At 72.8% G+C, this 25,790-nt stretch carries 22 protein-coding genes, 4 tRNA genes and 2 pseudogenes; 24 read left to right on the forward strand and 4 right to left on the reverse strand.

From position 1 onward, the window contains the following. Positions 1-199: 199 nt before the first annotated feature. The 3 genes and pseudogenes from ACL02O_RS00930 to ACL02O_RS00940 form a co-directional block, all read left to right on the forward strand. A complete protein-coding gene (locus tag ACL02O_RS00930) occupies positions 200-781 on the forward strand; it encodes an NADH-quinone oxidoreductase subunit B (RefSeq protein ID WP_412816002.1) in 582 nt (193 codons plus the stop codon). A gap of 146 nt (positions 782-927) precedes the next feature. Next, positions 928-2,811, forward strand: a complete 1,884-nt coding sequence (locus ACL02O_RS00935) for a hypothetical protein (RefSeq protein WP_412816003.1) — start codon at positions 928-930, stop codon at positions 2,809-2,811. A 127-nt stretch (positions 2,812-2,938) separates the two neighbouring features. Further along, positions 2,939-3,133 (forward strand): annotated as a pseudogene (locus ACL02O_RS00940) (DUF2252 family protein); the annotation flags it as partial. A gap of 121 nt (positions 3,134-3,254) precedes the next feature. Here ACL02O_RS00940 and ACL02O_RS00945 read toward each other — a convergent pair. Beyond that, positions 3,255-4,301: a glucose 1-dehydrogenase gene (locus ACL02O_RS00945; protein ID WP_412816004.1), complete on the reverse strand. Its 1,047-nt coding sequence runs from the start codon at positions 4,299-4,301 to the stop codon at positions 3,255-3,257. Positions 4,302-4,474: 173 nt separating this feature from the next. On the opposite strand from ACL02O_RS00945, the pseudogene ACL02O_RS00950 reads away from it, so the two are divergent. After that, positions 4,475-5,071 (forward strand): annotated as a pseudogene (locus ACL02O_RS00950) (NADH-quinone oxidoreductase subunit C); the annotation flags it as partial. A gap of 263 nt (positions 5,072-5,334) precedes the next feature. After that, positions 5,335-6,297 (forward strand): NADH-quinone oxidoreductase subunit NuoH, encoded by a 963-nt coding sequence (gene nuoH / locus ACL02O_RS00955; protein WP_412816005.1) that lies wholly within the window; start codon positions 5,335-5,337, stop codon positions 6,295-6,297. A gap of 88 nt (positions 6,298-6,385) precedes the next feature. Here the strand turns inward: nuoH and ACL02O_RS00960 are convergent, their stop codons facing one another. Next, the gene (locus ACL02O_RS00960; RefSeq protein ID WP_412816006.1) at positions 6,386-7,432 is read right to left on the reverse strand and encodes a glutathione S-transferase family protein; all 1,047 of its coding nucleotides are present in this window, start codon (positions 7,430-7,432) and stop codon (positions 6,386-6,388) included. A 92-nt stretch (positions 7,433-7,524) separates the two neighbouring features. Here ACL02O_RS00960 and ACL02O_RS00965 point away from each other — a divergent pair, with 92 nt between their 5' ends. The 8 genes from ACL02O_RS00965 to htpX all read left to right on the forward strand — a co-directional run bounded on the left by ACL02O_RS00965 (position 7,525) and on the right by htpX (position 15,652). Further along, the gene (locus ACL02O_RS00965; protein ID WP_412816007.1) at positions 7,525-7,932 is read left to right on the forward strand and encodes an ester cyclase; all 408 of its coding nucleotides are present in this window, start codon (positions 7,525-7,527) and stop codon (positions 7,930-7,932) included. 170 nt (positions 7,933-8,102) lie between these two features. Further along, positions 8,103-8,693: a NuoI/complex I 23 kDa subunit family protein gene (locus tag ACL02O_RS00970; protein WP_412816008.1), complete on the forward strand. Its 591-nt coding sequence runs from the start codon at positions 8,103-8,105 to the stop codon at positions 8,691-8,693. Next, entirely contained in the window at positions 8,690-9,328 is a 639-nt protein-coding gene (locus ACL02O_RS00975) for an NADH-quinone oxidoreductase subunit J family protein (RefSeq protein WP_412816009.1), read from the forward strand. Before ACL02O_RS00970 ends, ACL02O_RS00975 begins: the two co-directional genes overlap by 4 nt. Continuing rightward, positions 9,325-9,735, forward strand: a complete 411-nt coding sequence (nuoK, locus tag ACL02O_RS00980) for an NADH-quinone oxidoreductase subunit NuoK (protein ID WP_412816010.1) — start codon at positions 9,325-9,327, stop codon at positions 9,733-9,735. Before ACL02O_RS00975 ends, nuoK begins: the two co-directional genes overlap by 4 nt. Then, a complete protein-coding gene (locus ACL02O_RS00985; RefSeq protein ID WP_412816011.1) occupies positions 9,732-11,657 on the forward strand; it encodes an NADH-quinone oxidoreductase subunit 5 family protein in 1,926 nt (641 codons plus the stop codon). Before nuoK ends, ACL02O_RS00985 begins: the two co-directional genes overlap by 4 nt. Beyond that, complete coding sequence (locus ACL02O_RS00990) at positions 11,654-13,162, forward strand: complex I subunit 4 family protein (protein ID WP_412816012.1); 1,509 nt, start codon at positions 11,654-11,656, stop codon at positions 13,160-13,162. The genes ACL02O_RS00985 and ACL02O_RS00990 overlap by 4 nt, the downstream gene beginning before the upstream one ends. Continuing rightward, positions 13,159-14,622: an NADH-quinone oxidoreductase subunit N gene (locus ACL02O_RS00995; RefSeq protein WP_412816013.1), complete on the forward strand. Its 1,464-nt coding sequence runs from the start codon at positions 13,159-13,161 to the stop codon at positions 14,620-14,622. Before ACL02O_RS00990 ends, ACL02O_RS00995 begins: the two co-directional genes overlap by 4 nt. A gap of 151 nt (positions 14,623-14,773) precedes the next feature. Further along, complete coding sequence (gene htpX, locus ACL02O_RS01000) at positions 14,774-15,652, forward strand: zinc metalloprotease HtpX (RefSeq protein ID WP_412816014.1); 879 nt, start codon at positions 14,774-14,776, stop codon at positions 15,650-15,652. 54 nt (positions 15,653-15,706) lie between these two features. Here htpX and ACL02O_RS01005 read toward each other — a convergent pair whose 3' ends face one another. After that, positions 15,707-16,891, reverse strand: a complete 1,185-nt coding sequence (locus tag ACL02O_RS01005; RefSeq protein WP_412816015.1) for an MFS transporter — start codon at positions 16,889-16,891, stop codon at positions 15,707-15,709. 381 nt (positions 16,892-17,272) lie between these two features. Here ACL02O_RS01005 and ACL02O_RS01010 point away from each other — a divergent pair, with 381 nt between their 5' ends. Continuing rightward, the gene (locus tag ACL02O_RS01010; protein ID WP_412816016.1) at positions 17,273-18,532 is read left to right on the forward strand and encodes an MFS transporter; all 1,260 of its coding nucleotides are present in this window, start codon (positions 17,273-17,275) and stop codon (positions 18,530-18,532) included. A gap of 173 nt (positions 18,533-18,705) precedes the next feature. Here the strand turns inward: ACL02O_RS01010 and ACL02O_RS01015 are convergent, their stop codons facing one another. After that, positions 18,706-19,200 (reverse strand): YajQ family cyclic di-GMP-binding protein, encoded by a 495-nt coding sequence (locus ACL02O_RS01015; RefSeq protein ID WP_132180567.1) that lies wholly within the window; start codon positions 19,198-19,200, stop codon positions 18,706-18,708. A gap of 148 nt (positions 19,201-19,348) precedes the next feature. Here ACL02O_RS01015 and ACL02O_RS01020 point away from each other — a divergent pair. The 10 genes from ACL02O_RS01020 (at position 19,349) to secE (ending at position 25,770) form a co-directional block, all read left to right on the forward strand. Beyond that, a tRNA-Tyr gene (locus ACL02O_RS01020) sits at positions 19,349-19,432 on the forward strand. 1,243 nt (positions 19,433-20,675) lie between these two features. Further along, entirely contained in the window at positions 20,676-20,804 is a 129-nt protein-coding gene (locus ACL02O_RS01025; protein ID WP_412816017.1) for a hypothetical protein, read from the forward strand. A gap of 90 nt (positions 20,805-20,894) precedes the next feature. Further along, on the forward strand, positions 20,895-23,423 hold the full coding sequence (locus tag ACL02O_RS01030) for a putative bifunctional diguanylate cyclase/phosphodiesterase (protein ID WP_412816018.1): 2,529 nt from the start codon (positions 20,895-20,897) through the stop codon (positions 23,421-23,423). Between the two features lie 96 nt (positions 23,424-23,519). Beyond that, positions 23,520-23,592 (forward strand) — tRNA-Thr (locus ACL02O_RS01035). A gap of 25 nt (positions 23,593-23,617) precedes the next feature. After that, positions 23,618-23,690 (forward strand) — tRNA-Met (locus ACL02O_RS01040). A gap of 131 nt (positions 23,691-23,821) precedes the next feature. Continuing rightward, positions 23,822-23,989, forward strand: coding sequence for a 50S ribosomal protein L33 (gene rpmG / locus ACL02O_RS01045; RefSeq protein ID WP_013288652.1), 168 nt, complete (start codon positions 23,822-23,824; stop codon positions 23,987-23,989). Positions 23,990-24,114: 125 nt separating this feature from the next. Beyond that, positions 24,115-24,561: an FAS1-like dehydratase domain-containing protein gene (locus ACL02O_RS01050; protein WP_412816019.1), complete on the forward strand. Its 447-nt coding sequence runs from the start codon at positions 24,115-24,117 to the stop codon at positions 24,559-24,561. A gap of 3 nt (positions 24,562-24,564) precedes the next feature. Beyond that, on the forward strand, positions 24,565-24,957 hold the full coding sequence (locus ACL02O_RS01055) for a MaoC family dehydratase (RefSeq protein WP_412816020.1): 393 nt from the start codon (positions 24,565-24,567) through the stop codon (positions 24,955-24,957). A gap of 128 nt (positions 24,958-25,085) precedes the next feature. After that, positions 25,086-25,158 (forward strand) — tRNA-Trp (locus tag ACL02O_RS01060). 216 nt (positions 25,159-25,374) lie between these two features. Beyond that, a complete protein-coding gene (secE, locus tag ACL02O_RS01065; protein WP_412816021.1) occupies positions 25,375-25,770 on the forward strand; it encodes a preprotein translocase subunit SecE in 396 nt (131 codons plus the stop codon). Positions 25,771-25,790: the final 20 nt, after the last annotated feature.

A 25,790-nucleotide genomic window follows, 5' to 3' on the forward strand; every position in this document is an offset into this window, starting at 1 on the left:
CCCGGTTGCGCCCGTCCACCCCGCTTTCCGCCGGCCGATCCTGGACGGTTTCCGTTCCCGGCGGACGGCAACTGTCCAAGATCCGCGCGACCGCCCGCCCCGGCGAGGCGGGCGAGACGGAGGTGGGCCGGTTGCGCGGGCCGCCTTCGCCGGGGTTGTGGTTGACTGTCATGTCGAGGACAGGTGAGGGAGGCCCGAGGTGCAGCTGCCGGCGGTGCTCGGCGAGCCGATCCGGTTCGTGCTGAACTGGGGCCGCCGCTACTCGCTCTGGGTGTTCAACTTCGGCCTGGCCTGCTGCGCCATCGAGTTCATCGCCACCAGCATGGGCCGGCACGACTTCATGCGGCTGGGCGTCATCCCGTTCGCCCACGGTCCCCGGCAGGCCGACCTGATGGTGGTCTCCGGCACGGTCACCGACAAGATGGCCCCGGCGATCAAGCGCCTCTACGACCAGATGCCCGAGCCGAAGTACGTGATCTCCTTCGGCGCCTGCTCCAACTGCGGCGGCCCGTACTGGGACTCGTACTCGGTGACCAAGGGCGTCGACCAGCTCATCCCGGTCGACGTCTACGTGCCCGGCTGCCCGCCCCGGCCCGAGGCGCTGCTGCACGGCATCCTCCGCCTGCAGGAGAAGATCGCCGCCGAGGAGTCCGGCCTCGGCGGGGTCAGCCGCCCGGACCGGCTCACCCCGCCGGTGGACGCGTCGCCCGCCGACGGCCGCACCGTCACCCGCCCGGTCGAGTCGCTCACCGCCCCGCCCATCCGCCGCCCGGCGTCCTGAGCACGTCGGGCCTGCCGAGCCACCCGCCGCGCCCGGAGCCGCCGGCCGGTGGCCGAGCCCGTCGACCGAAAGCGGACCGGCCAGCGCCCGACCACCGGCCGACCGGATGATCTTCAATGTCGACGGGGATCGCTATCTTGTCTGCCATGAGAACCATGCGGGCAACGGGGGCCGCCCTCCTGGCGGCGCTCGCCACAATCCCTCTATCAGCTGCTCCGGCTGCCGCCGACACCGTCGGCTACACCGGGCTGGTCAGTGACGTCGACGGCGCACCCGTCGCGAACGCCTGCTTCGCCCTGCACACCTCACCGACCGTGGTCGCCGCCGAGTACTGCTCGGACGCGGAGGGCCGCTACACCATTCCGGGCGTGGCCGGCGCCCCCAGCTACAAGATCCGGATGCACGTCGAGGGCTTCCGCACCGAGTGGTGGTACCGCGCCCCCGACTACCTCAACGCCAACTCCGTCGCCATCCCGACGTACGACCTGATCGAGCAGAACGTCACCCTCGACCGCGGCTCCGCCGGCATCAGGGGCCGGATCACCGACGAGACCGGCGCGCCGGTCGACTCCACCGTCACCATCTACGACGAGGACTCCAGCTACGAGGCCATCGCGTACACCTGGGATCTCGGCGACGGGCGCTACCAGATCGACAACGTCCCGCCCGGCCGCTACCGGATCTCCGTCTACGACAACGTGCGCGGTTACCAGTGGGTGCCCCGGCAGGAGACCCGGGACGCCGCCACCGTCTTCGACGTCGCCGACGGTGACTCCCTGGTGGTCGACGAGCAGTTGCTGCCGCTCGGCGAGATCGAGGCCCGGGTGACCGACGCGGTCACCGGCGCGCCCGTCCCGCGTCCCTGCCTGTACGTCTTCGGCGGGCACGACGGGTCGGTCTGCGGCACCGACGGCCTGGTCCGGGTCCCCGACGTGCAGCCGGGCAGTTGGGAGACGGAGGTCACCGGCGGCGCCTCCTACTTCCCGGCCGACCCGAGGCCCACCATCGACGTGCAGCGTGGCCAGGTCACCAAGGTCTCCTACGCGCTGCGGCCTGGCGCGGCGATCGCCACCACCGTCCGGGACGCGGCGACGTCCGCCCCGGTCGACGGGATCTGCGTGCACCTGGTCAAGCCGAGGTGGGGCGGCCAGTCCGCCCACATGCCCCGGTACTGCTCCGGCGCGGACGGCCACCTGGAGGTCGGGCCGTTCGAGGACACCGAGCTGGGCACCTGGCAGCTCTACGCCTTCCAGGCGACCAACCCGTACGACCCGCCCGCCAAGCGCTACGGCGACCAGTGGGTCACCGCCGACGGCGGCAGCGGCGACCAGCGCGAGGCGCTGCTGGTGACGTTCAAGGCCGGGCAGACCATCACCCTGCCCGCCATCCGGGTCGACCCGCCGGGCACCATCACCGGCACGGTCCGCAACGCCTCCGGTGCGGTGGTCCCGGGCGTCTGCACGTACCCGTTCGCGTTCAACCCCGGCCAGGGCGCCATCTTCGGCAAGAACTGCGCCAACGCGGAGGGCCGCTACACCATCGACGCGTTGGGCCCGTACCGCTGGCCGGTCGAGTTCGCGCCGACCACGAACAGCGGATACGCGTGGCAGTGGTCCGGCGACGTCGCCGACCGGTACGCCGCCACGTACACGCAGGTCAGTCCGGGCGGCACGGCGACCGTCGACGCCAAGCTGGTCACCGGCGGGGTGCTCGCCGGCACGGTGACCGACCCGGCCGACCCGTGGGCCAGCGGCTACGTCTGGACGTACAACGCGCGCACCGGTGACGTCGCGGCCAACTCCGGCTACTTCAGCAACGGCAGCGGCGGGTCCTTCACCGCCGCGGGGCACCGCACCCAGGACGTCTATGTCCAGTACTTGGTGAACAAGGACTGCTGGTACGGCGTCCGGAGCGCCACCACCGTGCAGGTCAAGGCCGGCGCGACCACCACCCTCGCGATGGACAGCACCCGGACCTGCGGCCGCTCGCCCGTCGTCGCCTCCCAGTCCCGCACCAGCGCCGCGGGCTGACCGGGCATCCGTCCGCCCGGGTGGCCGGTCCGGTGGGTACGTCCCGCCGGACCGGTCCACCCGGGCGGCTCGGGCGGCCGAGGGCCGCCGCCGGCGGCCGAGGTCCGGCCTGCGGGCCAAGACCCCGCTGCCGTCGTACAACCTCCTCCTGGAGGGGCACAGCCAGGCGCTGGAGAACGACGTCGTCATCCACATGAAGCAGGCCCAGGTCCCGGCCGTGGCGCGGCACATCGACGACGAGCAGGTCCGGTCGTACTTCCGCCACCAGGGGCACCGGACCGCCGCGTCGCAGCGGGCGTTGCAGGCTTCGTCGACTACCTGGTCGACTGCGCGCACGCGCACGGGATCCGGGCCCGGCGGACCATCAGCTCTTCGTGGACCTGTTCCGCAACGGCTGGCTCCCCGGCGTCTGACCGGTCTGGCGGGGCGGCGGCGCCCGCCCGTCACTGGGCGAAGTCCAGCACCACCTTGATGTCCTCGCCGCCGGAGGTGTAGGCGTCGGCGTACTCCGAGACCGGCACCCGGCGGGTGATCAGCGAGTTCAGCCAGGACTGGTCGGCCCGGGCGAGCGCCTCGGCGGCGAGGTCCCAGTGCCGCCGGTTGGCGTTCACCGAGCCGAAGACCACGTTGTTCTCCAGCACCAGGGCCCGGTTGAGCGCGCCCGCGTCGAAGTCGATGGTCCGGCCGCCGCTGGACACGCCGGTCAGGCAGACGATGCCGGTCGGCCCGACCTTGCACATCGCGTCGAGCACCACGCTGGGCGCGCCGGTGCACTCGACCACCACGTCCGGCTCGAGGTCCAGCTCGCCCACCGGCGAGGTGTGGTATGTCGCGCCGAGCGACCGGACCAGGCCCGGTTTGGGGCCGGTGGTGTTCCGGTCCAGCACGTGCACCGACAGCCCGCGCTGGCTGGCCAGCAGCGCCGCCAGCAGACCGATCGGCCCCGCCCCGGTGATCAGGACGCTGTGCGGCTTCCACTCGGCCCGGGAGCCGATCCGCTCGATGTGGTCCCACGCCTTCGCCACCACGCTGGTCGGCTCCAGCAGCGTCCCGACCGGGGCGAGCACCGGGTCCAGGCCGACGGCGAACTTGGGCTGCACCCGCCAGCGGTCCCGGGCGAAGCCGGACAGCCCCTTGATGCCGTGCTCGGTGTACTGGCCGTTGCGGCACATGTCCCACTCGCCGACCGCGCAGTTCGGGCAGGGCAGCGGGTCGGGGTGCCGGACGACGCCGGCGACCAGGTCGCCGGGCTGCAGGGTGCCCGTCGGGTCCTCCAGCACCCGGCCGAGCGACTCGTGCCCCAGCACCAGGCGCTCCTGGCCGGGCGGCGCCTCGCCGTACGAGCCCGAGATGATCTCCTGATCGGTGCCGCAGATCCCCACCGCCAGCGCCTGCACGAGGATCGCGCCCTCCTCCGTGGCCGGCTCCGGCCACTCGTCCGTCAGCCGCAGCGAGTCGGGTACCCCGGGAGTCACAGTCACAGCGCGCACGGTGTTCATCTTTCCCGCCGGAGGGCCGCCCGGCGGGCAAAGCGGCGGATCCCGACCGCAGGTGCGGAGACGGCGTCCGGGCGGGCCGCCGCCCCGCCGGACCCAGCCCGGACCCCGCCGGGGCCTCGGCTCGCCCGGGCGAGCCCGACGGCGCAGGCCCTAGGATCAGCGGCATGACTCCGGAAGAGGTCGGCCGACGGGTGGTCGCTCTGCTCGCGCCGGTGGCGGCCACCGCGTCGGTCTCCGGCGGTCAGGGGTACGCGCGGGCCACTCTCGACGTGCCGCCGGTGAGCTGGCGGGACGCGGTCCGCGCGGTCCGCGACGACGCCGAGCTGAGCCTCGACTTCTTCGACTGGCTGTCGGCGGTCGACGAGCTGACCGAGGGCTTCGACGTCGTGGTCCATCTCTGGTCCACCCGGCACCGGCACGGGCTGCTGCTGCGCACCCGGGTTCCCCGGGACACGCCGACCGTGGCGTCGCTGGTCGACATCTTCCCCGGCGCGGCCTGGCACGAGCGCGAGACGTACGAGATGTTCGGCATCGCCTTCGACGGGCACGGCGAGCTGCGCCCGCTGCTGCTGCCGCCCGAGTTCGAGGGACACCCGCTGCGCAAGGAGTTCGTGCTCGCTTCCCGGGTCGCCAAGCCCTGGCCGGGCGCGAAGGAGCCGGGCGAGTCCGAGGCGGGCGGCGGCCGGCGGCCGATGCGCCCGCCGGGCGTGCCGGCGCCGGGGGAGTGGGGCGTGATCCCCACCCCGGCCGGCGCGGCCGGGGTGGGCGAGGGCCCGCGCGGGGGTACGCCGGCCCGCCCGGCCCGGGAACGCCCCGCCCGCCCGGCCCCGGGCGAGCGTCCGGCGCGGCCCGGCGGCGCGGGCGCGGCCCGGCCGACCCCCGGCGAGCGCCCGACCGGTCCGGCGCGGCGGGAGCCGGTGGACGAGGCCGGCCCGCTCGGGCGTCCGGCCCCGGGTGAGCGCCCGACCGGCCCGGCGCGGCAGGAGCCCGCTCCCGACGCCACGCCCGAGCAGGGGGAGGCCTGATGCCCGCCTGGTTGGAGCTGGTGCTCCGGGTGGTGGGTGTGCTGGTCGCGTTCCTCACCCTGCCGCTGATCGTCGGGCAGACGGAGCACAAGGTGATGGCGCACATGCAGGGCCGGCTCGGTCCGATGTACGCGGGTGGCTTCCACGGCTGGGCGCAGCTGGTGGCCGACGGCATCAAGTTCGTGCAGAAGGAGGACGTCACCCCGCGCGACGCGGACCGGCCGGTGTTCCGGCTGGCCCCGGCGGTGGCCCTGGTGCCGTACCTGCTCGCCCTGCTGGTGATCCCGCTCGGCCCCGGCGACCTGGTCGGGCAGCCGCTGGACATCGGCCTGTTCTTCGTGCTCGCGGTGGTCGGCATCGGGGTGCTGGCGGTGCTCATGTCGGCCTGGGCCTCGGCGAACAAGTACAGCCTCCTCGGCGGGCTGCGCGGCGCCGCCCAGCTGCTCGGCTACGAGCTGCCCCTGGTGCTCTCCGCCGCCTCGGTGGCGATGGCGGCGGGGACGCTCAGCCTGTCCGGCATCGTCGAGGCGTGGCACCCGTGGTGGCTGCTCTGGCAGGCCCCGGCCCTGGTGGTCTTCTTCGTCGCCGGGCTGGCCGAGATCCGACGGCCCCCGTTCGACATGCCGGTGGCCGACTCCGAGCTGGTCTTCGGCTACATGACCGAGTACACCGGCCTGCGTTTCGCGTTCTTCCTGCTCGCCGAGTACGTCGGCATCGTGGTGATCGCCGCGCTGACCACCGTGCTCTTCCTCGGCGGCTGGCAGGGCCCGTTCGCCGACGCCCAGCTCGGCTGGCTGTGGACCCTGCTCAAGGTGTTCGCCGTGGCGTTCGTGATCATCTGGCTCCGGGTGTCCTACCCGCGCCTGCGGGAGGACCAGCTCCAGCGCCTCTGCTGGCTGGTGCTGGTTCCCCTCGCCCTGGCCCAGCTCGTCCTCACCGCCGCCGTCCGCCTGGCCATGTGACCCCGTCCGCCGCGCGGGTTGCGGCGGGTCGCGGTGTCCCCGTTCGTGGACGCCGAGACCTGCCGCAACCGGTGCCGATCAAGCCTGCTCAGTGCAGCGGGGTGTGTGCGGGGTCGACGCGCTCGGCGGGCGGGGGCGGGGGCGGCGGGGTGCCGTCGCCGAACGGGCGGCCGCCCAGCTCCTCGCGGTCGTGCGGGGTGAGCCAGTTCGACAGGTCGGGGCCGAGCGGCACCACCCCGGTCGGGTTGATGTCCCGGTGCACCTCGTAGTAGTGCCGCTTGATGTGGTCGAAGTCGATCGTGTCGCCGAAGCCGGGGGTCTGGAAGAGGTCCCGCGCGTACGCCCAGAGCACCGGCAGCTCGGTCAGCTTCTGCCGGTTGCACTTGAAGTGGCCGTGATAGACCGGGTCGAAGCGGACCAGCGTGGTGAAGAGCCGGACGTCCGCCTCGGTGATCGTGTCGCCGACCAGGTAGCGCTGCCCGGCCAGCCGTTCGCCCAACCGGTCCAGCCGGTCGAAGAGCCGGTGGTACGCCCGCTCGTACGCCTCCTGGCTGCCGGCGAAGCCGCACCGGTAGACCCCGTTGTTGACGTCCCGGAAGACCACGGCGTTGACCTCGTCAATTTCTTCCCGCAGCCGCTCCGGGTAGAGCTCCGGCGCCCCGGGCCGCTGGTACGCGGTCCACTCCGTCGACAGGTCCAGGCTCATCCGCGCGTAGTCGTTGGTGACCACTTGCCCGGTCGGCACGTCCACGAGCGCCGGCACGGTGATGCCCCGGTCGTACCCGGGGAACCGCTTGAAGTACGCCTCGGCCAGCCGTTCGATGCCGAGCACCGGGTCCCGGCCGTCCGGGTCCAGGTCGAAGGTCCAGCTCCGCCGGTCGTGGGTCGGCCCGGCCACCGCCATCGAGATGGCGTCCTCCAGCCCGAGCAGCCGGCGGACGATGATCAGCCGGTTCGCCCACGGGCAGGCCCGGCTCACCGCGAGCCGGTACCGCCCGGGCTCCACCGGCCAGCCGTCCCGCCCGTCGGCGGTGATCCTGGTGGCGATGTAGCGCTGGTCGCGGGTGAACTCGCCGCCTGGCTCCACATACTTGCCGCCGGTGCGGTTGAGGATCTCGTCGTCTTTGCCGCCCACGCCGCCTCCCAAGAGGTTGTCCCGTTCCCATCATGGTCGTTCCGGCGGCAACCGGCAGGCGGAGCCCGAAGGAACGGGGCTAGGCTGCCGCGGTGACCGATGTGGAGGCGGCGGCCCGGCGCTTCATCGCCGACGTGTGGAACGCCGGCCGCGAGGAGAGCGCGTACGACCTCATCGCGGCAGACTGCCCGGGGCTGGGCGGGACCGGGCCGGAGGCCACCTTGGCCTGGCACCGCGACCGGCGGGCGGCCTTCCCCGACCTCCGTTACAAGGTCGTTGAGTTGGTGGCCGCCGGCGACCGGGTGGCCGTGCACTGGCGGGCCGCCGGCACCCAGGCCGGCCAGTTCGGCCCGGTGCCGCCCACCGGCCGGGTGGTCAGCTACTCGGGGGCATCCTTCCTGCGCTTCGACGAGGCCGGCCGGATCGTCGACGTGTGGAGCGTCAACGAGCTGTTCCAGGTGCTTCAGCAGCTCGGCGTGGAGATGATCCCGCCCGCCTGAACGCACGACAGGCCCCAGCCGCCGGGCGACCGGACCGGCGGTGCCGGTTCGGCCCGCGGCGAATGCCCGCGCCCCGACCGGGCGGCCGGGCCACCCAGCGTCCGCCAAGAGCCGGCCCGCGTCCGCCAAGAGCCAGGGGGTGGTCGCGCGGGCCGGGGGCACAGGGCAGGATGGGCGGCATGAGCGAGCGGAGCGGACTGCCCGGCGAGGGGCTGGTGAAGGGGCTGGCGGTCACGTTGCGGACGATGACCCGCCGCTCGACCACCCAGCAGTACCCGGACGTCGCACCCGAGCTGCCGCCGCGCTCGCGTGGCGTGATCGCGCTGCTGACGGAGAACTGCACGGTCTGCATGCTCTGCGCCCGGGAGTGCCCGGACTGGTGCATCTACATCGACTCGCACAAGGAGGAGGTGGCGGTGCCCGGCGCCGCCCGCCCCCGCCAGCGCAACGTCCTCGACCGGTTCGACATCGACTTCTCGCTCTGCATGTACTGCGGCATCTGCGTCGAGGTCTGCCCCTTCGACGCGCTCTACTGGTCACCCGAGTTCGAGTACGCCGAGTACGACATCAAGGACCTGCTGCACGACAAGGACCACCTCGGCGAGTGGATGGCCACCGTGCCGCCGCCGCCGGCCCACGACCCGCACGGCGAGCCGTCCAAGGAGGAGACCACCGCCGCCCGTAAGGCAGCGGCTCCCGCCGCGCGTCCGGACCGGGTACGCCCCGCGCCGGGCACGGAGCAGGGAGGGGCGCCGGTATGACGGGAGCGGACGTGCTGCTGCTCGCCCTCGGCGCGGTCGCGGTGGGCGCGGGCGCGCTGGTGGTGGGCACCCGGCACCTGGTCCGGGCCGGCCTCTGGCTGGTGGTCTGCCTGGGCGCGCTGGCCGGTGACTACCTGGTGCTCACCGCGGAGCTGGTGGCCTGGGTGCAGGTGCTCATCTACGTCGGTGCGGTGGTGGTGCTGCTGCTCTTCGCGGTGATGCTGACCCGGGCCCCGATCGGCGCCTCCGCCGACCTGGACCGGCCCGGCTGGCCGGCCGCGCTGGTCGGCGGCGGCAGCGGCCTCGGCCTCGCGGTGCTGCTGGTCGACGCGTTCCGCTGGTCCCGGGTGGAGCTGCCCGCCGCGGGGACCGCCGACCGCCTCGGTGAGCAGGTCTTCCGCTCCTGGGTGCTGCCGTTCGAGGTGCTCTCGGTGCTGCTGCTCGCCGCCCTGGTCGGGGCGATCGTCCTGTCCCGCCCGGAGATCGGCCGCCCCGGCACGACGCCCGCCGGCGCGCCGGCCGGGCGGGGTCGACCGGGTGGCCCGCCGCCCGGCGGTCCGGGCATCCCCACGTCCGGCACCGGCGCGGCCCGGCCCGAGCCGACCGTCGCCGCCCCCGTCGAGGAGGGTGTGTGAGACCGGTTGTCCCGTACGTCACCGCGGCGCTGCTGTTCGGCCTCGGCGGCTACGGCGTGCTGCGCCGCCGCAACGCCGTCCTGGTGCTGATGGCCGTCGAGCTGATGCTCAACGCGGTCAACCTGATCCTGGTCACCGCCGACACCACGGTCCGGGCCCGGCTGCCGCACTCCGGTCAGGTCTTCGCGCTCTTCGTGATCGTGCTCGCCGCCGCCGAGATCGGCGTCGGGCTGGCCATCGTGCTCCAGCTCTACCGGCTGCGGGCCAGCGTCACCGTGGACGACGTGCCGCTCAGCGAGCCGCCGGTGCCGGTGGCCACCGGTCCGGGCCGCGGAGACGCCACGCCTCCGGTCGGCGACCTGCCGTCGACGGGGCGCGGCGTCGACGGACCGGAGGGGGACAAATGACCGGACTGCTCGCGGCGGCGCTGCCCGGCGTACCCCTGGTCGCCGGTCTGCTCGGATTGCTGCTGCCGCCGTCACCGCGGGGCGCGGCGACCGGCGAGGACCGGGCCCGGCGGGCGGCGATCGCGCTCGGCGTGTCCGGCGCGGCGGTCGCCCTGGTCGCGGCGGTGGCGTTGCTGGCCCGGGTGGACCACCCGGTCGAGGCCGGCACCACCTGGGTCGACCTCGGCGGGCTGCGGGTCACCCTCGGCTACCGGCTGGACGGCGCGGCGGTGCTGGTCGCCACGGCGGTCGCCGCGGTGGCCCTGGCCGTGCAGGTCTACTCGATCGGCTACCTGAAGCGCGGCCCGCACGACGACATCGAGGTGGACCACCGCTACCCGCCGTACGCGGCGCAGATCAGCCTCTTCACCGCCGCGATGCTGACCGTCGTGGTCGCGGGTGACCTGATCCTGCTGCTGGTCGGCTGGGAGGTGATGGGCATCTGCTCCTATCTGCTCATCGCCCACGACCGGCGGCTGCCCGAGGCGCCCGCCGCCGCGATGAAGGCGTTCCTGGTCACCCGGGTGGGTGACGTCGGTTTCCTGCTCGGTATCGCGCTGCTCGGCGCTTCCGCCGGCAGCTTCCGGATCGCCGACGTGCTCGCCCACCAGCACTCCACCGTCACGCTCACCGCCGCCTGCCTGCTGCTGCTCGGCGGGGTGGCCGGCAAGAGCGCCCAGTTTCCGCTGCACACCTGGCTGCCGGACGCGATGGCCGGCCCCACGCCGATCTCCGCGTTGATCCACGCCGCCACCATGGTCGCCGCCGGGGTGTACGCGGTGGCCCGGCTCTTCCCGCTCTTCGCGCAGGCCCCGGCCGCGCTCGCGGTGCTCGGCGTGATGGCCGCGGTCACCCTGCTGCTGGGCGCGTTCGCGGCCACCGCGCAGGACGACATCAAGCGGGTGCTGGCCTGGTCGACGGTCTCCCAGATCGGCTACATGACCGGCGCGCTCGCCGTCGGGGCCCCCGCCGCGGCCCTGTTCCACCTGCTCAGCCACGCCGCCTTCAAGGCGCTGCTGTTCCTCGCCGCCGGTGCGGTGATCCACGCGGTCGGCACCACGCTGATGTCCCGGATGGGTGGCCTGCGGGCCGGCATGCCGGTGACCTTCTGGTGCATGGTGATCGGCCTCGGCGCGCTCGCCGGGGTGCCGCCGCTCTCCGGCTTCTGGAGCAAGGACGGAGTGCTGGCCGCCGCCGAGGCCGCCGCGCTGGAGGGCGCCGGCCCGGCGCCCGCCTGGGTGGGCTGGCTGGTCTGGCTGGCCGGGCTGCTCGGCGTCGCCGTCACCGCCTGGTACGCGACCCGCCTGCTGCTGCGCACCTTCCTCGGCGACACCCGCATCCCGCTCGCCGACCCGCACGACCCGCCGGCGGTGTTGCGCTGGCCGGTGCTGCTGCTCGCCTTGCCGGCCACGCTGCTCGGCCTGGCCGCCTTCACGCCGTGGTTCGCCGACCGCCTGCGCGCGCCGGCCGATGCCACCGGCGAGGCCGTCGAACTGGTCCACCTCGGGCCGAACCTGCTGCTCCCGCTGGTGCTGCTGGTGGCCGGCGCGGGCGTCGCCTGGGCCGGCTGGCGCCGGGACCCGGCCACCGACCCGGCCCGCTTCCTGGGTCCGCTGCGGCCGGTCTTCGCCCGGGCGTTCCGGCTCGACGACGTGCAGCGCGCCCTCGTCGTACGCCCGACCACCGGGCTCGCCCGCCTGGTGCGCGCGGGGGACGAGCTCGGCGTGGACGGGCTGGTCGAAGGGAGCGGGCGCGCGGCGGTGGAGCTGGGTGGTGGGCTGACCGCCCTGCACCGGGCGGCGCTGCCCCGCGCGGCGGCCGGCGTGCTGGCCGGTGCGCTGCTGATCGGTCTCGCCGTCGCCCTGATCGGGGGCCTGACATGAGTTTCGGACAGTTCCTGCTGGTCGCGGTGCTCGCGCTGCCCGCGTCGGGCGCCGTCGCCGCGGCCCTCGTCCCGGGTGACCGGGCGGGTCGCCTGGTGGGCACGGTCGCCGCCGGCCTGACCCTGCTCGCCACCCTCCCGCTGGTCGGCGGCGACCACGGCTGGTTCGGCTACGGCCCGCGCCCGGGGGTGCAGCCCTGGCACCGGCTCGACCTGCCCTGGGTGCCCGGCCTGAACCTCCGCTTCCACCTGGGCGTGGACGGCATCTCCTGGCCGCTGGTGGTGCTGACCGCGCTGCTCACCCTGCTCTGCTGCGGGTACACGCTGTGGCGGGTGCCCGGGGGCGGCGGCAGCGGGCGGGCCCTGGTGGCGCTGCTGCTGGTGGTCGAGGTGGGCATCCTCGGCACCTTCCTCGCCCTCGACCTGGTGCTCTTTTTCCTCTTCTTCGAGGTCGTCCTGCTGCCCATGTACGCGGTCATCGCCGGCTGGGGCGGCGACGACCGGCGGCGGGCGGCCCGCAAGTTCGCCCTCTACACCCTGTTCGGCTCGGTGCTGCTGCTGGTCGGCGTCTACGTGGTGGTCGCCGCCGCCGGCACCGCCGACCTGGTGACGTTGACCGGCGGCGCCGGGCTCCCCCGGGGCACCCAGCTCGCCGCGTTCACCCTGCTGGCGCTCGCCTTCGCGGTGAAGAGCCCGCTCTGGCCGCTGCACTCCTGGCTGCCGGACGCGCACACCCAGGCGCCCACCGTCGGCAGCGTGATCCTCGCCGGCGTGCTGCTGAAGATGGGCACCTACGGGCTGATCCGGGTGGCGGTCGGGGTGGCCCCGGAGGGCGCCCGGTGGGCCGCCCCGGCGCTCGGGGTGCTCGCCGTCGCGGCGATCCTGGTCGGTGGGTTGGTCTGCCTGGCCCAGGACGAGCTGAAGCGGCTGATCGCGTACTCCAGCGTCGGGCACATGGGCTTCGTGCTGCTCGGGGTCGCCACGCTCACCGCCACCGGCCTGCAGGCGGCGCTGATCGGCAACATCGCCCACGGCGTGATCACCGGGCTGCTCTTCTTCCTGGCCGGGGCGGTCAAGGACCGGACCCGCACCGGCGCGCTGGCCGAGCTGTCCGGGCTGCGGGAAACCGCGCCCCGGCTGGCCGGGCTGCTGGGCTTCGCGGCGATCGCCTCGCTCGGCCTGCCCGGGCTCGCCGGCTTCTGGGGCGAGGCGTTCGCCGTGGTGGCCGCCGTCCGGCGGGGCGGCGGGCTGTGGACCACCCTCGCCGTGCTGGCCGCGCTGGGTGGCGCGCTGGCCGCGGCGTACTTCCTGCGGCTGCTGCGCCGGGTCACCCACGGACGGCCGAGCCCGGCGGTCGCCGGTGTCGCGCCGGGGCTGGCCGGGGCGGAGGTGACCGCCTGGGCGCCGCTGGTGCTGCTCGCCCTCGCCGTCGGCCTGGTCCCGGCGCTCGTCCTGTCGTACACCTCCGGCCCGGTCGGCGCCCTGCTGGGAGTGGTCACCAAATGAGTCTGGTGCAGAGCGTGGACCACGTGGCGTTGCTGCCGGTCTACCTGGCGGGCGGCACGGCCGTCCTGGTGCTGCTGGCCGACCTGCTGGTGGCCCGCGCCGCGGTGACGGTGGCGGTGGCGGCGGCCGGGTCGGCGGCCACCGCGCTCGGCGCGGCCCTGGCCGGTGCCGGGGGCGAGCGGCGCACCTTCTGCGTCGGGCCGGACTGTTCCTGGGTGTACGGCGGCCGGGCGGCCCTGGTGGCGGTGGTCTTCGCGGTGCTCACCCTCGGCGTGCTGGCGATCTCCGGGCCGCTGCTGCGGGCCGGCCGGACGCCGGTGGGGGAGTACGCCTTCCTGCTCGCCTGCGCCATGACCGGCGGCGTGGTGCTCGGCGCGGCCGGTGACCTGATCACCTTGATCGTGGCGCTGGAGACGCTCACCCTGCCGCTGTACGTCCTGGTCGGGCTGCGCCGGGGCAGCCTGGCCGGAGCCGAGGCGGCGGTGACCTTCTTCGTGGTCAGCGTGGTGGCCACGACGCTGACCCTGCTCGGCGCGGCGCTGCTCTACGCGGTGACCGGCGTGCTGCACCTGGACCGGCTCGGCGCCACCCTGGCCGACCGGACGGACCTGCTCGACCTGCCGCTGACCACGGTGGCGGTGGCGCTGGTGGTGGCCGGGCTGGCGTTCAAGGTGGCCGCGGTGCCGTTCCACGCGTGGGCCCCGGCCACGTACGACGGCGCGCCGCTGCCGGTGGCCGCTTACCTGTCGACGGCCTCCAAGCTGGGTGGGGTGGTGTCCCTGCTCGCGGTGGTGCAGCGGGCGCTGCCGGCCACCGTCACCGGTCCGGTGCTGGCGTTGCTGGCGGTGCTCACCATGACCGTCGGTAACCTGGTGGCGCTGCGCCAGCGGCGGACGGTGCGGCTGCTCGCCTGGTCGTCGGTGGCCCAGGCCGGCTACATCCTCGCCCCGCTGGGCGCACTGGCGCTGGCCGGCGGTCGCAGCGCCGACGCGCGGGCCGGGGCGTACGCCGCGGCCGTCGCGTACGCCGTCTTCTTCGTGCTGCTGGAGCTGGCCGCCTTCACGGCGGTGGTGGCGCTGCGGCCGGGGGACGGGGACGGCGGCACGATGGACGACCTGCGCGGTGCGGCCCGCCACCACCCGTGGGTGGGTGGGGCGTTCGCGCTCGCCCTGATCGGGCTGGCCGGATTGCCGCCCGGCCTGGCCGGGCTCTTCGCCAAGGTGACCGTGGTCCGGGCGTTGCTGGCCGGGCACGCCGGCTGGCTGGCCCTGGTGGTGGCGGTGAACGCGGTGCTCGGCCTCGCCTACTACCTGCGGCTGGCCGCCACCTTGTACGCGACGCCCGGCCCGGTTCCGGCCCGCCCGGCGCGGCTGGTGGTGGCGGCCCTCGGGGTGGCCACCGTGCTGGCGGTGGTGGTCGGCTTCGCCCCGCAGCTCGTGCTGGACGTGGCGGCCCGCTGAGGGGCGTTTCGTCCCTTGTTGCACGGATGGCACAGCCGGCGCACAGGAACTCTCAGCCAACTTTCAGCCATGGGCAGGATGGTTGACGGGTACCGGTGTTGTTGAACCGGTCAGCGGTCCCCGCAGGGGGGCGCGCACCGAAGGAGCGATCGTGCATCACAACCGTCTGAAGACCGCAGCGCTGCTCGGCCTGTTGACCTCGCTGATCCTCGCGGTCGGCTACTGGTTCGGCGGGAGCGGCGGCCTCGTCATCGCCGTCGTCGTCTCGTTGCTGATGAACGGCGTGACCTACTTCTACTCCGACAAGCTCGCACTCCGCTCGATGGGGGCGCAACCAGTCAGCGAGGCGCAGTTCCCCGAGCTGTACCGGATGGTGCGCGAGCTCTCCACCCAGGCCGGCCAGCCGATGCCCCGGCTGTACGTCAGCCCCACGTCGCAGCCCAACGCGTTCGCCACCGGACGTAACCCGCAGCACGCGGCGGTCTGCGTCACCCAGGGCATCGTGGAGATCCTCGACTACCGCGAGCTGCGCGGCGTGATCGGGCACGAGCTGTCCCACGTCTACAACCGGGACATCCTCATCTCCAGCGTGGCGGCCGGACTGGCCGGCATCATCACCATGCTGGCGAACATCGCCTGGTTCATCCCGCTGGGCTCGTCCGACGACGAGGACGGCCCGAACCCGGCGGTGCTGCTGCTCACCCTGATCCTCGGTCCGATCGCGGCCACCCTGATCCAGCTCGCGATCAGCCGGAGCCGCGAGTACCAGGCCGACCAGTCCGGCGCCGAGCTGAGCCGGGACCCGCTTGCCCTGGCCAGCGCCCTGCGCAAGATCCACATGGGTACGCAGATGCGCCCCCTGCCGCCGCAGGGCCAGCTCACCAGCACCGCCCACCTGATGATCGACAACCCGTTCAAGCGGGGCGGCGGCCTGGCCGCCATGTTCGCCACCCACCCGCCGATGGAGCAGCGGGTGGCCCGGCTGGAGCAGATGGCCCGCAACAGCGGCCCGGTGCAGTTCCAGCGCTGACCCGACCGACGAACTCCTCCGCCCGCGTCCGTCCCGGACGCGGGCGGAGTCGTCTCAGGAGGCGGCCGCGGACAACCGGTCGGGCCGGGTGAGCAGCACGGCGGCGAGCAGCACCACCCCCGCGGCCAGGTAGGAGACGGCCGGGCCGAACAACTCCGCGGTGCTGCCGAGCAGGAAGATCCCGCAGCCGGCCACCACGATGTTGGCCGCTACGATGGTCGCCTCGACCTGCCCCATCCGCTCCTTCGGGGCCAGCCGGGCGAAGGTGGCCTGAGCGCCGATCAGCCAGCCGCCACCCGCGCCGATCAGCGCGTTCGCCGCGGCGAGAGCCCACGCAGGTGCGCCGAGCGCGACCAGCGCCCCGGCGAGCAGCAACGCCCCGGCCAGCGCGGCGGCGGTCGCCACCTGGCCGGCCAGCCGGGCCAGCCAGGCCCGCCGCCCGGCCAGCAGCACGAAGACCGCGCCGCCGAGCGCCGACGAGGCCAGCACGACCGGGCGCCATCCGCCGCCGGCCAGGCGCGGCGCCAGGGTCTCCGGCAACGAGGCGGTGATCATCGTGGCGAGGGTGAGCAGGGCGACCGCGCGCAGCACCGGATGGCCGGCGATGATGCGGAACCCGGCGGTGGCTGGCGGGCGGGTCCCTCGGTGCTCGCGCCGTCCGTCCGGCAGCCCGGCCAGCACGAGCGCGGCGATCAGGAACGACACCAGGTCGATCAGGAGCGCCACCCGGGCGCCGAGCGCCACGGTGAGGCTCGCCCCCGCGAGCAGGCCGATCACCTGGCCCGCCTGGTTGGCGAAGGCAGACAGACCGAACAGCGGCAACCGGAGCGGGGGGTCCACCGACTCGGCGACGACCGCCACGTTGACGCTGGAGTACGCGGCCCGTACCGCGCCCAGCAGGCCGGCCGCGACGATCGCCGGCAGCGGCCGGGGCACCGCGGTCGGCACCGCGATCAGCACCGCGCCGGCCAGCGAGAGCCAGACCAGCACGGTGCGTCGCGCCGGCACGTCCAGCCAGCCGCTGAACACGGTGGCGACCAGCAGGGCCGGCATCGTCCGGGCGGCGTACACGGCGGCCGGGCCGAGCACCGAGCCCGTCTGGTCGTACGCCACCAGCAGCAGGGCGGCCAGACCCACGAAGTCACCCAGCTCGGAGATGCCGCGGGCGGTGACCAGGCGGGACGCGACCGGGTGGCGGAACAGGGCCCGGTAGCCGAGCCGTTCGTCAGCTTCCGTCATCGGTTCGGCTGGCCCGCTTCCCCGAACCCGATCGGTCGGCGGCCGGCCCGCTGCTCACGCCGGCAGCTGGCGCGGACCCCCGGACCCTGCCGGTGGCGGCGCGACGGCACGAAGTTCCCCCACCCGTCGTCCGGCCATTGCGCGGGGCCCTGCCCGGTCACCAGCTCAGCAAGGCGCGCGGTCATCGGACCTCCGTACGGCGTCGGGCGGAGTGTGCAGGGGATGGACCCGGTTCGATCAGCAACCTACCCCTCTCGCCGCCGTCGTGGCAGCCCCCGGCCGTGGTCGGGATGTGAGCGAGCCGACCATCCCCGCGGCGAGCTGCGACGTTAGGGTCGGAGGGGATTCCACTCGTTACCGTCCCGCACCGGAGGTGCACCCTTGGCCGCACTGCGCCAGTACCTGGGGGTCTGGCGGGTCCCCGGCGCGCCGATGCTGCTGGTCCTCGGCATCATCGGCCGGCTCGGGATCGGCATGACCCCGTTGGCGCTCCTGCTCGTGGTCCAGGAGGTGACCGGCCGGTACTCCCTCGCCGCGGTCGCCGGCGGGATCTACGCCCTGTCCGGGGCCGCGCTCAGCCCGGTCGCCGGGCGGATCGCCGACCGGGTCGGTCCCACCCCGGTGCTGCTGGCCACCGCCGCCGCCCACCCGCTCGCTCTCTTCGGGCTGCTCGGGGCCAGCCGGTCCGGTTCCGGGAACCTGGCCCTGATCTACCTCGCCGCCGGGCTGGCCGGCGCCACCTATCCGCCGCTCACCGCGGCCATCCGGGGCGCCTGGAACGATCTCACCACCCCGGCGTCCGGCCGGGCGCACCTGCGCAACACCGCGCTCGCCGCGGAGACCTCCCTCTTCGAGGTCGTCTTCGTGCTCGGCCCGCTGCTGGTCGCCGCGTTCGTGCTGGTCGCCGACGCCGCCGCGGCGCTGGTCGGGGCGGCCGTGGTCACCCTGGCCGGGACCGGCGCCGTCGCGCTCGGCCGGGTGATGCGGGCCTGGCGCCCCCACCCGCGCGAACACCACGCCCGGGGGCTCGGCCCGTTGCGGGTCGGTGGCTTCCCCGCGCTGCTGCTCTGCGTCGCCAGCCTCGGCATCGCGTTCGGCGCCGCCGGCGTGGTCGTGCCGGCCTTCGCCGGGAACACCGGCGCCGACGACCCGGACAGCCTCGCCGGCCTGCTGCTCGCCGTCTGGGGCGTCGGCAGCGCCGCGGGCGGCTTCTGGTTCGGCGTACGCCGGCCGGCGGCGAACATGACCCGCCAGTTCGCCTGGCTGCTCGGCGGGGTGGCGGCCAGCTTCGCCGTCTTCGCCGTGATGCCCGACCCGCTGGCCCTCGGGGTGGCCCTGGTGCTCGGCGGGGCCGCCATCGCCCCCGCGCTGACGCTCGAGAACACCCTGGTCGGCCGGATCGCCCCGGCCGGCATGCTGAACGAGGCGTACACCTGGGTGGTCACCATGTCGGTGGCGGCGTCCGCCGTCGGCGGCGCGGCGGCCGGGCTGATCGTCGACCACGCCGGCGGCGTGCCCGGGGCCTTCCTCTTCGCCGGGGCGGCGGTCGCCGTCGGGGCCGCCCTCGCGGCGCTGCCCGCCGGCCCCATCGCCCGCGCCGAGGCCCGGGCGGTACGCGCCGAACACGCGGTGGCCGGCTGACCCGCGTGGATCAAACCCGTCCGGACGGGTAATGCCGGGAAATGTTCGTCTTCTTCTCGAACCGGATCGGATGCCTCGGCTCGATCCTGATCAGCGCGATCCTCACGGTGGTCCTGCTGCTGATCTTCGCGCGTTGAACCGGCCGACCCCGGACCGGGGTCGGCCGGTCGTCGTCAGCGGTAGTTGGTGAACTGGAGGGCGACCCCGAAGTCCTCGCCCTTGAGCAGCGCGATGACGGCCTGAAGGTCGTCCTTCTTCTTGCCGGTGACCCGGAGCTGGTCACCCTGGATCTGCGCCTGGACGCCCTTCGGGCCCTCGTCCCGGATCTTCTTGCTGATCGCCTTGGCCTTGTCCGAGTCGATGCCCTGGATCACCTTGGCGTCGATCTTGAAGATCTTGCCCGACGAACGCGGGTCGCCAGCGTCCAGCGACTTGAGCGAGATGTTCCGCTTGACCAGCTTCTCCTTGAAGACCTCCAGGGCGGCCCGGACCCGCTCCTCGGTCTCCGCCTGGAGGCTGATCGCCTCCTCGCCCGACCAGGAGATCTCGGCGCCGGTGCCGCGGAAGTCGAACCGGGTCGCGAGCTCCTTTTCCGCCTGGCGGAGGGCGTTGTCGACCTCCTGCCGGTCGACCTTGCTCACGATGTCGAACGACGGGTTCGCTGCCATGCTCATGCTCCTGCTGTCCGGCGGTCTGTCCTGTTCCGTCCCCCGCTGACCAGCGGTGGGACCCCCTGACGGTACCCGGTTGCGACGGCGCGGGGGGCAACCGCTATCCTTGCTTCCGCTGCCGCGTTGCGACGCGGTGGTACGCCCTGGCGGGTTGCCCGAGCGGCCAATGGGAGCGGACTGTAAATCCGTCGCGAAAGCTACAGAGGTTCGAATCCTCTACCCGCCACCAGGGAACGGCGAGGCCCTTGACTTGCGGAAACGTAGGTTCGGGGCCTTTGCCGTCTCCGGCTGCTCCTGACCGTCGTTACGCCTGGCCGATCGAACGATCGGGCACGTAACGGGCACGCGGAGCAGAGCACCAGGTCGGATCTTGCCACTCCTGCAAGCCGTATCTACCCTCCCCGTATGCCCATCCCGCAAGAGCAGAAGCCATCCGCAAGGGCGGGTGTGTTCTGGGAACTTTTCCGGGACGTGGTCCTGACGGGCGTAGGCGTGGAGTACGTGACCAGCGCGCACGACCGGAAGCGTTGGCCCGGCCCCCCAATGATCGTTTTGGGGCTGATACTCAGCGCTCAGAAAGTCAGGCGCTGGCGCGCTCGCCGGTAGGACACAGCCGCAGCCAGTGGTGTGGCCGGCCGGCGCGCCCGGAGGGCAGGGGCCCAGAGCGGTGGGCCCTGAACCTGCGACCGAGGGATTATGAGATCGAAATGGGCTGCCAACCCCTCATGCTGAGGTCTGCAACCCGTCGGCCGTATGGCGGCCTCAGAGTGATTCGGAATCGGCTATCGCCATCCTGTAGGTCAAGCAGCACTGAGCCTGGATCGTCGGCCATCGGAGAACCATAACGTCTCGGCCTGGCGTGAGCCTGTGGCAACCAATGGCGACTGATTGGGATCGGCAGTCGCTGTTGGCTATGAGCGGACATCTGTCGGGCTGTGGAGGCTTGCCATACGTTCCTTCGAGCGTCGACCGCCCAGGTCAACCGTCAAGTGGACCACCCGTGGGGTCGGCCTGGCCCTCATGGATGCAGGACCGTCCACTGTCCAGGCGATGAACGAGGCCCTGGGATCTCGTCGTCCCCTGCGCCTCCTGCCTGGGCTGGCGCGAGACCATCGGCACTTCGGGCGTGAATGAGCGGACCAACCTCTGGCGCTTCGGCGAGCTATAGGTATGGTGGTCTATGCCCGGAGTCGAAACATTCTTCGCGCGATGACGTAGCGTGATGGTCGAGTGGGGTAGGGCCCCGCGTGACTTGACCTCTTCGTGCTGAAGGTCTGATTCCGCAGTGGACGAACGGCCCGCCGTCCGTAGCGCCCGTGATCTGGCTGGCTGTCCCGTGGGATCTGGACCGAACGGCGGAAGGTCCTCGACGGTCGGATCGGTGCTGCCCTCACAACTTTCCTGGGCTCCCGCGTTGTGGCACGATCGTGGGCACCCGTCATCGTTGTGTCTTTCTCGCGACAGGAGCAATCATGTCTGGTCGAAGGTTGGGCCGGCTGCTTGGTTCGCTGCTTCTTCTGGCCGCGCTCTTCGGCGGCAGCGCCGCAGCCGACCCTGCGGCAGTGCCGGATGCCCAGATGGTGGACATCATCTGGCAGTGACGCCGAGGCGTCCATGTCCCGCCGGCCGGGGTCATGCGACCGGCGTTGCGTGGGTCACGCTGCGTAACCCCTGATTCTCGCGAGGAGCGGATGATCGGACGGGGTCAAGCACGACGTAGGTCGTCCGAGGACGCCTGGATCATTACGGCTCCCCTGGCGTTGGCGGCCGTGGTCTGTGCCACCGCCACAGCACTTGTCGCCGACCGCCCGGTGGGAGAGTGGCCGCTGGCGGCGCTCCTCCTCGTGCTCATGGTCGCGGCGGGTATACCGCTGCTGAGCCTGATCGTCCAACGACAGACGATCGGCGTCACGCTTACCGAGATCCCGTTCGTCTTCGCGCTCTTCTACCTGCCCCCGCTGACGGTCGTCATCGTTTACACGTTGGCCTCGCTCGTCGCGCAGCTTCGCTTCCGGATGGCGGCCCCGAAGGTCTGGTTCAACGTCGCGCGGGCTGCGGCCGGCGCCTCGCTGGCCACGCTCGTCCTGCAGGCGTTCCCACCGCTGGAGGGGGTCGGCCCACGCACCTGGGGGAGTATCTTCGCCGCCGTCAGCGTGCTGCTGATGGTCAGCGTCCTGGCTGTGGCCGGGGTGCACACGCTGCTGCACGGCTGGCAGACCGGTCGAGGCGTGTTGCGCACCGCCATGTCAGGCCTGCTGACCAACGAGATCAACGTGGCGGTCGGCTTGGTCGTGCTGATCACCGTCGAGACGACATGGTGGTCGCTGCTGCTGCTCGCCGTGCTCGGTGTCGGCCTGGCCCTGGTCTACCGCTCGTACGCGCGATTCTTCCGACAGCACCGCACCCTGACCGATCTGTACGACCTGACCCGCGCGGTGATGGAGCGTGGCGAGAACGGGTCGATCGCCGATGCGCTGCTCGGCCGGGTCGGTGCCCTGATGCAGGCCGAGTACGCCACCCTCTGGCTGCCCGAGCAGGGGCCCTACCCGGAGACGCTGCTGACTGCCCGGGTGGACGATGTGGGCCTGCTGGACCTGGCGCGTACCCCACCACAGATCCGGGAGATGGCGCGAAAGGGCGGCCAGACGATCGCGGTAGGACGGATCGTTACCACCGACCCGGAGCTGCGGCCCCTCTTGCTGGAGCACCGGATCAAGGACATCGTGGTCGTCCCCCTCCGCTCCGGTCAGGTCGTCATCGGCGCCTTGGAGGTAGCGAACCGGCTAGGGGACGGCAACCACTTCACCTCCAGCGACATCGCGGTCCTCGAGACCGTGGCCGCGCACGCCGCCGTCGCCTTGGAGAACTCACGGCTGGTCGACCGGTTGCGGCACGACGCGGAGCACGACGGGCTCACCAAGCTCCCCAACCGCCGGCGGCTCACCGCGGCGGTCGCGGAGGCGGTCAAGATCGGGGCACCGGGCGAGGTGGTGGCGCTGCTGCTGTTCGACGTCGACCGGCTGCGCCAGGTCAACGAGTCGCTCGGGCACGCGGCCGGGGACAAGGTCCTGGTCGAGGTCGCCGAGCGGCTGCGCGCCTGCGCGCCCTCCTCGGCGCTGGTCGGCCGGGCCGGGGGCGACGAGTTCCTGGTGACGCTGCGGTTGGAGAGCGCAGAGGTGGCGCTGGAGCTGGCCGGGCAGCTGCGCGAGCAGATCCGCGACGAGATGGTCTTCGACGCGCTCACCCTGGACGTCGACACGGCCGTCGGGGTGGCGGTGCACCCGGACCACGGCAGCGACGCGGTGGGCCTGCTGCAACAGGTGGACCTGGCGGCGACGGCGGCGAAGTCCGTCCCGGGTAACGTCCAGCTCTACAGCCCGGCGCTGGAGTCCCGGTCGCTGCGCCGGCTGGGCCTCGCCGGCGACCTGCGCCGCGCGTTGGACGACGGCGAGCTGGAGGTCTACTTCCAGCCGAAGGTGACGCTGCGGGATCGCCGCCTGGCCGGCGTGGAGTGCCTGGCCCGCTGGGAGCATCCAGCGCACGGCACGGTGGCGCCGGAGGACTTCGTGGCGGTGGCCGAGCACACCGGCCAGCTGGGTCGGCTGACCGAGTTCGTGCTCCGGGAGAGCCTGCGGCGCAGCCGGGACTGGCAGCACGGGGAGCAGCCGCTGGCCGTCTCGGTCAACCTCGCCGCCCGCACCCTCACCGACCAGCACTTCCCCTCGCTGGTCCACGAGCTGCTCGACGAGTACGGCGTGCCGCCGCAGCGGCTCACCCTGGAGATCACCGAGGCCGGGGTGCTGGACGGCACCGAACGCCCGATACCTACCCTGCGGCGCCTGCGCGACCTCGGCGTCCGACTCTCGGTGGATGACTTCGGCACCGGGAACTCGTCCCTGGCCCAGCTGCGCCGGCTGCCGGTGCACGAGGTGAAGGTCGACCGCTCCTTCGTGCAGGGCATGGCGACCGATCCCGGCGACCTGGCGATCGTGAACGCCGTGGTGACCCTCTCCCAGCAGTTCGGCCTGGCCGTGGTGGCCGAGGGCGTGGAGAGCGAGCTCACCCTGGAACTGCTCCAGGACATCGGCTGCGAGATCGGTCAGGGCTTCCTGTTCAGCCGGCCGCTGCCGTACGAACGGTTGGAGGCGTGGTTCGCCGCCCAGGTCGACCCGGAGCCGGTCCCCGCCGGGGAGCTGCCCCGCCTGCGAGTGGTGCCCTGAGCTGCCAGGACGTGGCAAGGGGGGATCCGATTTCACCTCGGCGGCGGGGTCGTGTACTGTTTCCTCTGCGCGACACCCCACGGGGTGATCGGGTAGGCCCCCTTAGCTCAGTCGGCAGAGCGTCTCCATGGTAAGGAGAAGGTCTACGGTTCGATTCCGTAAGGGGGCTCAGAGGGTCCGGCTGGACCCGCCACGGCGGTGTAGCTCAGATGGCAGAGCAAGCGGCTCATAATCGCTGTGTCGCCGGTTCAAGTCCGGCCACCGCTACTCTCGTCCCCCGGGTTTACCCGGTGGTCGGTGGGATGGGCGCCACAGGCGCCCACTTTGCATGTCTGCGCCACCAACGCGTAGGCTGATGCGCCGTAGTTGTTACCCGTTAGCGAGGAAGGCACTCCGCCGTGGCGAAGGCGACCGATGTCCGGCCGAAGATCACTTTGGCGTGTGTGGAGTGCAAGGAGCGCAACTACATCACGCGCAAGAACCGTCGGAACGACCCGGACCGCATCGAGCTGAAGAAGTTCTGCCCCCGGGACGGCAAGCACACGGTCCACCGCGAGACCCGCTGACCCACGGCCGGCTCCGCCGGCCCGGTCCCTCAGGCTCCTTCGAACGCCGATCCGCACGGGACGGCGGCCATGCGCCGCCCGTCCCGAACGGATCGGCGTTCGTGTTTTGCGTGTAGGTTCGCGGCATGTCCCTGGACCCGTCCTTCGTCGGCCGGACCTATCCGCCGACCGCCCCCTACCAGGTGGGCCGAGAAAAGATCCGCGAGTTCGCCACCGCCATCGGCGCCACCGAACCGGCGCACCACGACCCGGAGGCCGCCCGGGCGCTCGGGCACCGCGACGTGGTCGCCCCGCCGACCTTCCCGGTGGTGGTCACCATGGCCGCCAGCCGGCAGATCATCGAGGACCCCGCGCTCGGGGTCGACTACAGCCGGGTGGTGCACGGCGACCAGCGCTTCGCGTACACCCGTCCGGTGGTGGCCGGCGACGAGCTGGTTTGCGTCAACACCATCGAGGAGATCACCACCCGGGGCGGGCACGGTTTCCTGACCACCCGCACGGACGTGAACACCGCCGCCGGTGAGCCGGTGGTCGCCGTCTGGTCCAAGATCGTCGTACGCGGGGAGGCCTGACCGATGGAGCTGCCCACCCAGACCTTCCGGGTGACCCGCGCGGACCTGGTCCGCTACGCGGGCGCCTCGGGCGACTTCAACCCGATCCACTGGAGCGACCGGATCGCCACCAAGGTGGGCCTGCCGGGGGTGATCGCCCACGGCATGTTCACCATGGCGCTGGTCGGCCGGGCGGTCGCCGCGTGGGCTGGCGCGCCGGACGCGGTGGTCGACTTCGGGGTCCGGTTCACCCGCCCGGTGGTCGTCCCGGACACCGACGAGGGCGCCGAGATCGAGGTCAACGCGGTGGTCAAGGAGGTCACCGAAGACGGTCTGACCAGGCTCGACGTGACCGCGACCTGTCTCGGCGAGAAGGTGCTGTCGCAGGCCCGGGCGACCGTCCGGACGCCCCGCTGAACTATCTGCCGACGCGCGAGGGGTGGACCGGTTGGGAAAGTCGCACGACTACCCGTACACTGGTCCGCCGTGGGGCAAGTGACCCCTGCCCGGCACCGCGTGCTCGGGTGGGGTGATCGTTGCCGCACAGGGGTGTAGCTCAATTGGCAGAGCAGCGGTCTCCAAAACCGCAGGCTGCAGGTTCAAGTCCTGTCACCCCTGCGCCTCAGGCCTGACCGTTCCGTGGGTCGCGCCGCCCGTACGGCGGCGTCCGGCCCGTGGTGGTGGCACCGAAGGGGTGGTTCCGAGGCAATCGGGGCTACTCCGGTCGGTCCGCCGGCCGCGGCCCGTCGCGGGACGGTTGGTCCGGCCGGCGTGACCACACGCCGCGTACGTCAACCATCGGCGTGCGACCCGATATCCCGCACGGAGGGCGAAGTGGCCGAGAGCAAGCGGCGCGGCGAGGACGCCGGCGACGAGCGTCTGGAAGAGGACGCGATCGTCGACGACGTGGCCGACGACGACGCCACCACCGCGGAGGACGAGCCGGTTTCCCGGGGCGGCACCACCACCCGCAAGCGGGCCCGTGCCGAGTCGACCGAGGGCCGCAAGACCCGGAAGGACACCGAGCGGATCGGGCTCTTCGCCCGCATCGCGCGGTTCTTCCGCGAGGTCGTGGCCGAACTGCGTAAGGTCATCTGGCCGACCCGCAAGGAGTTGCTGACCTACACGGCCGTGGTGGTCACCTTCGTCGCGGTGATGCTGGCGATCGTCGGCGGCCTGGACTACGGCTTCGCGAAGGCGGTGCTGTTCGTCTTCGGCAACGCCAGCTGACGGGCCAACAGCGATAGTGA

The sequence above is a fragment of the Micromonospora mangrovicola genome (genome assembly GCF_047200535.1).
Taxonomy (GTDB): Bacteria; Actinomycetota; Actinomycetes; order Mycobacteriales; family Micromonosporaceae; genus Micromonospora.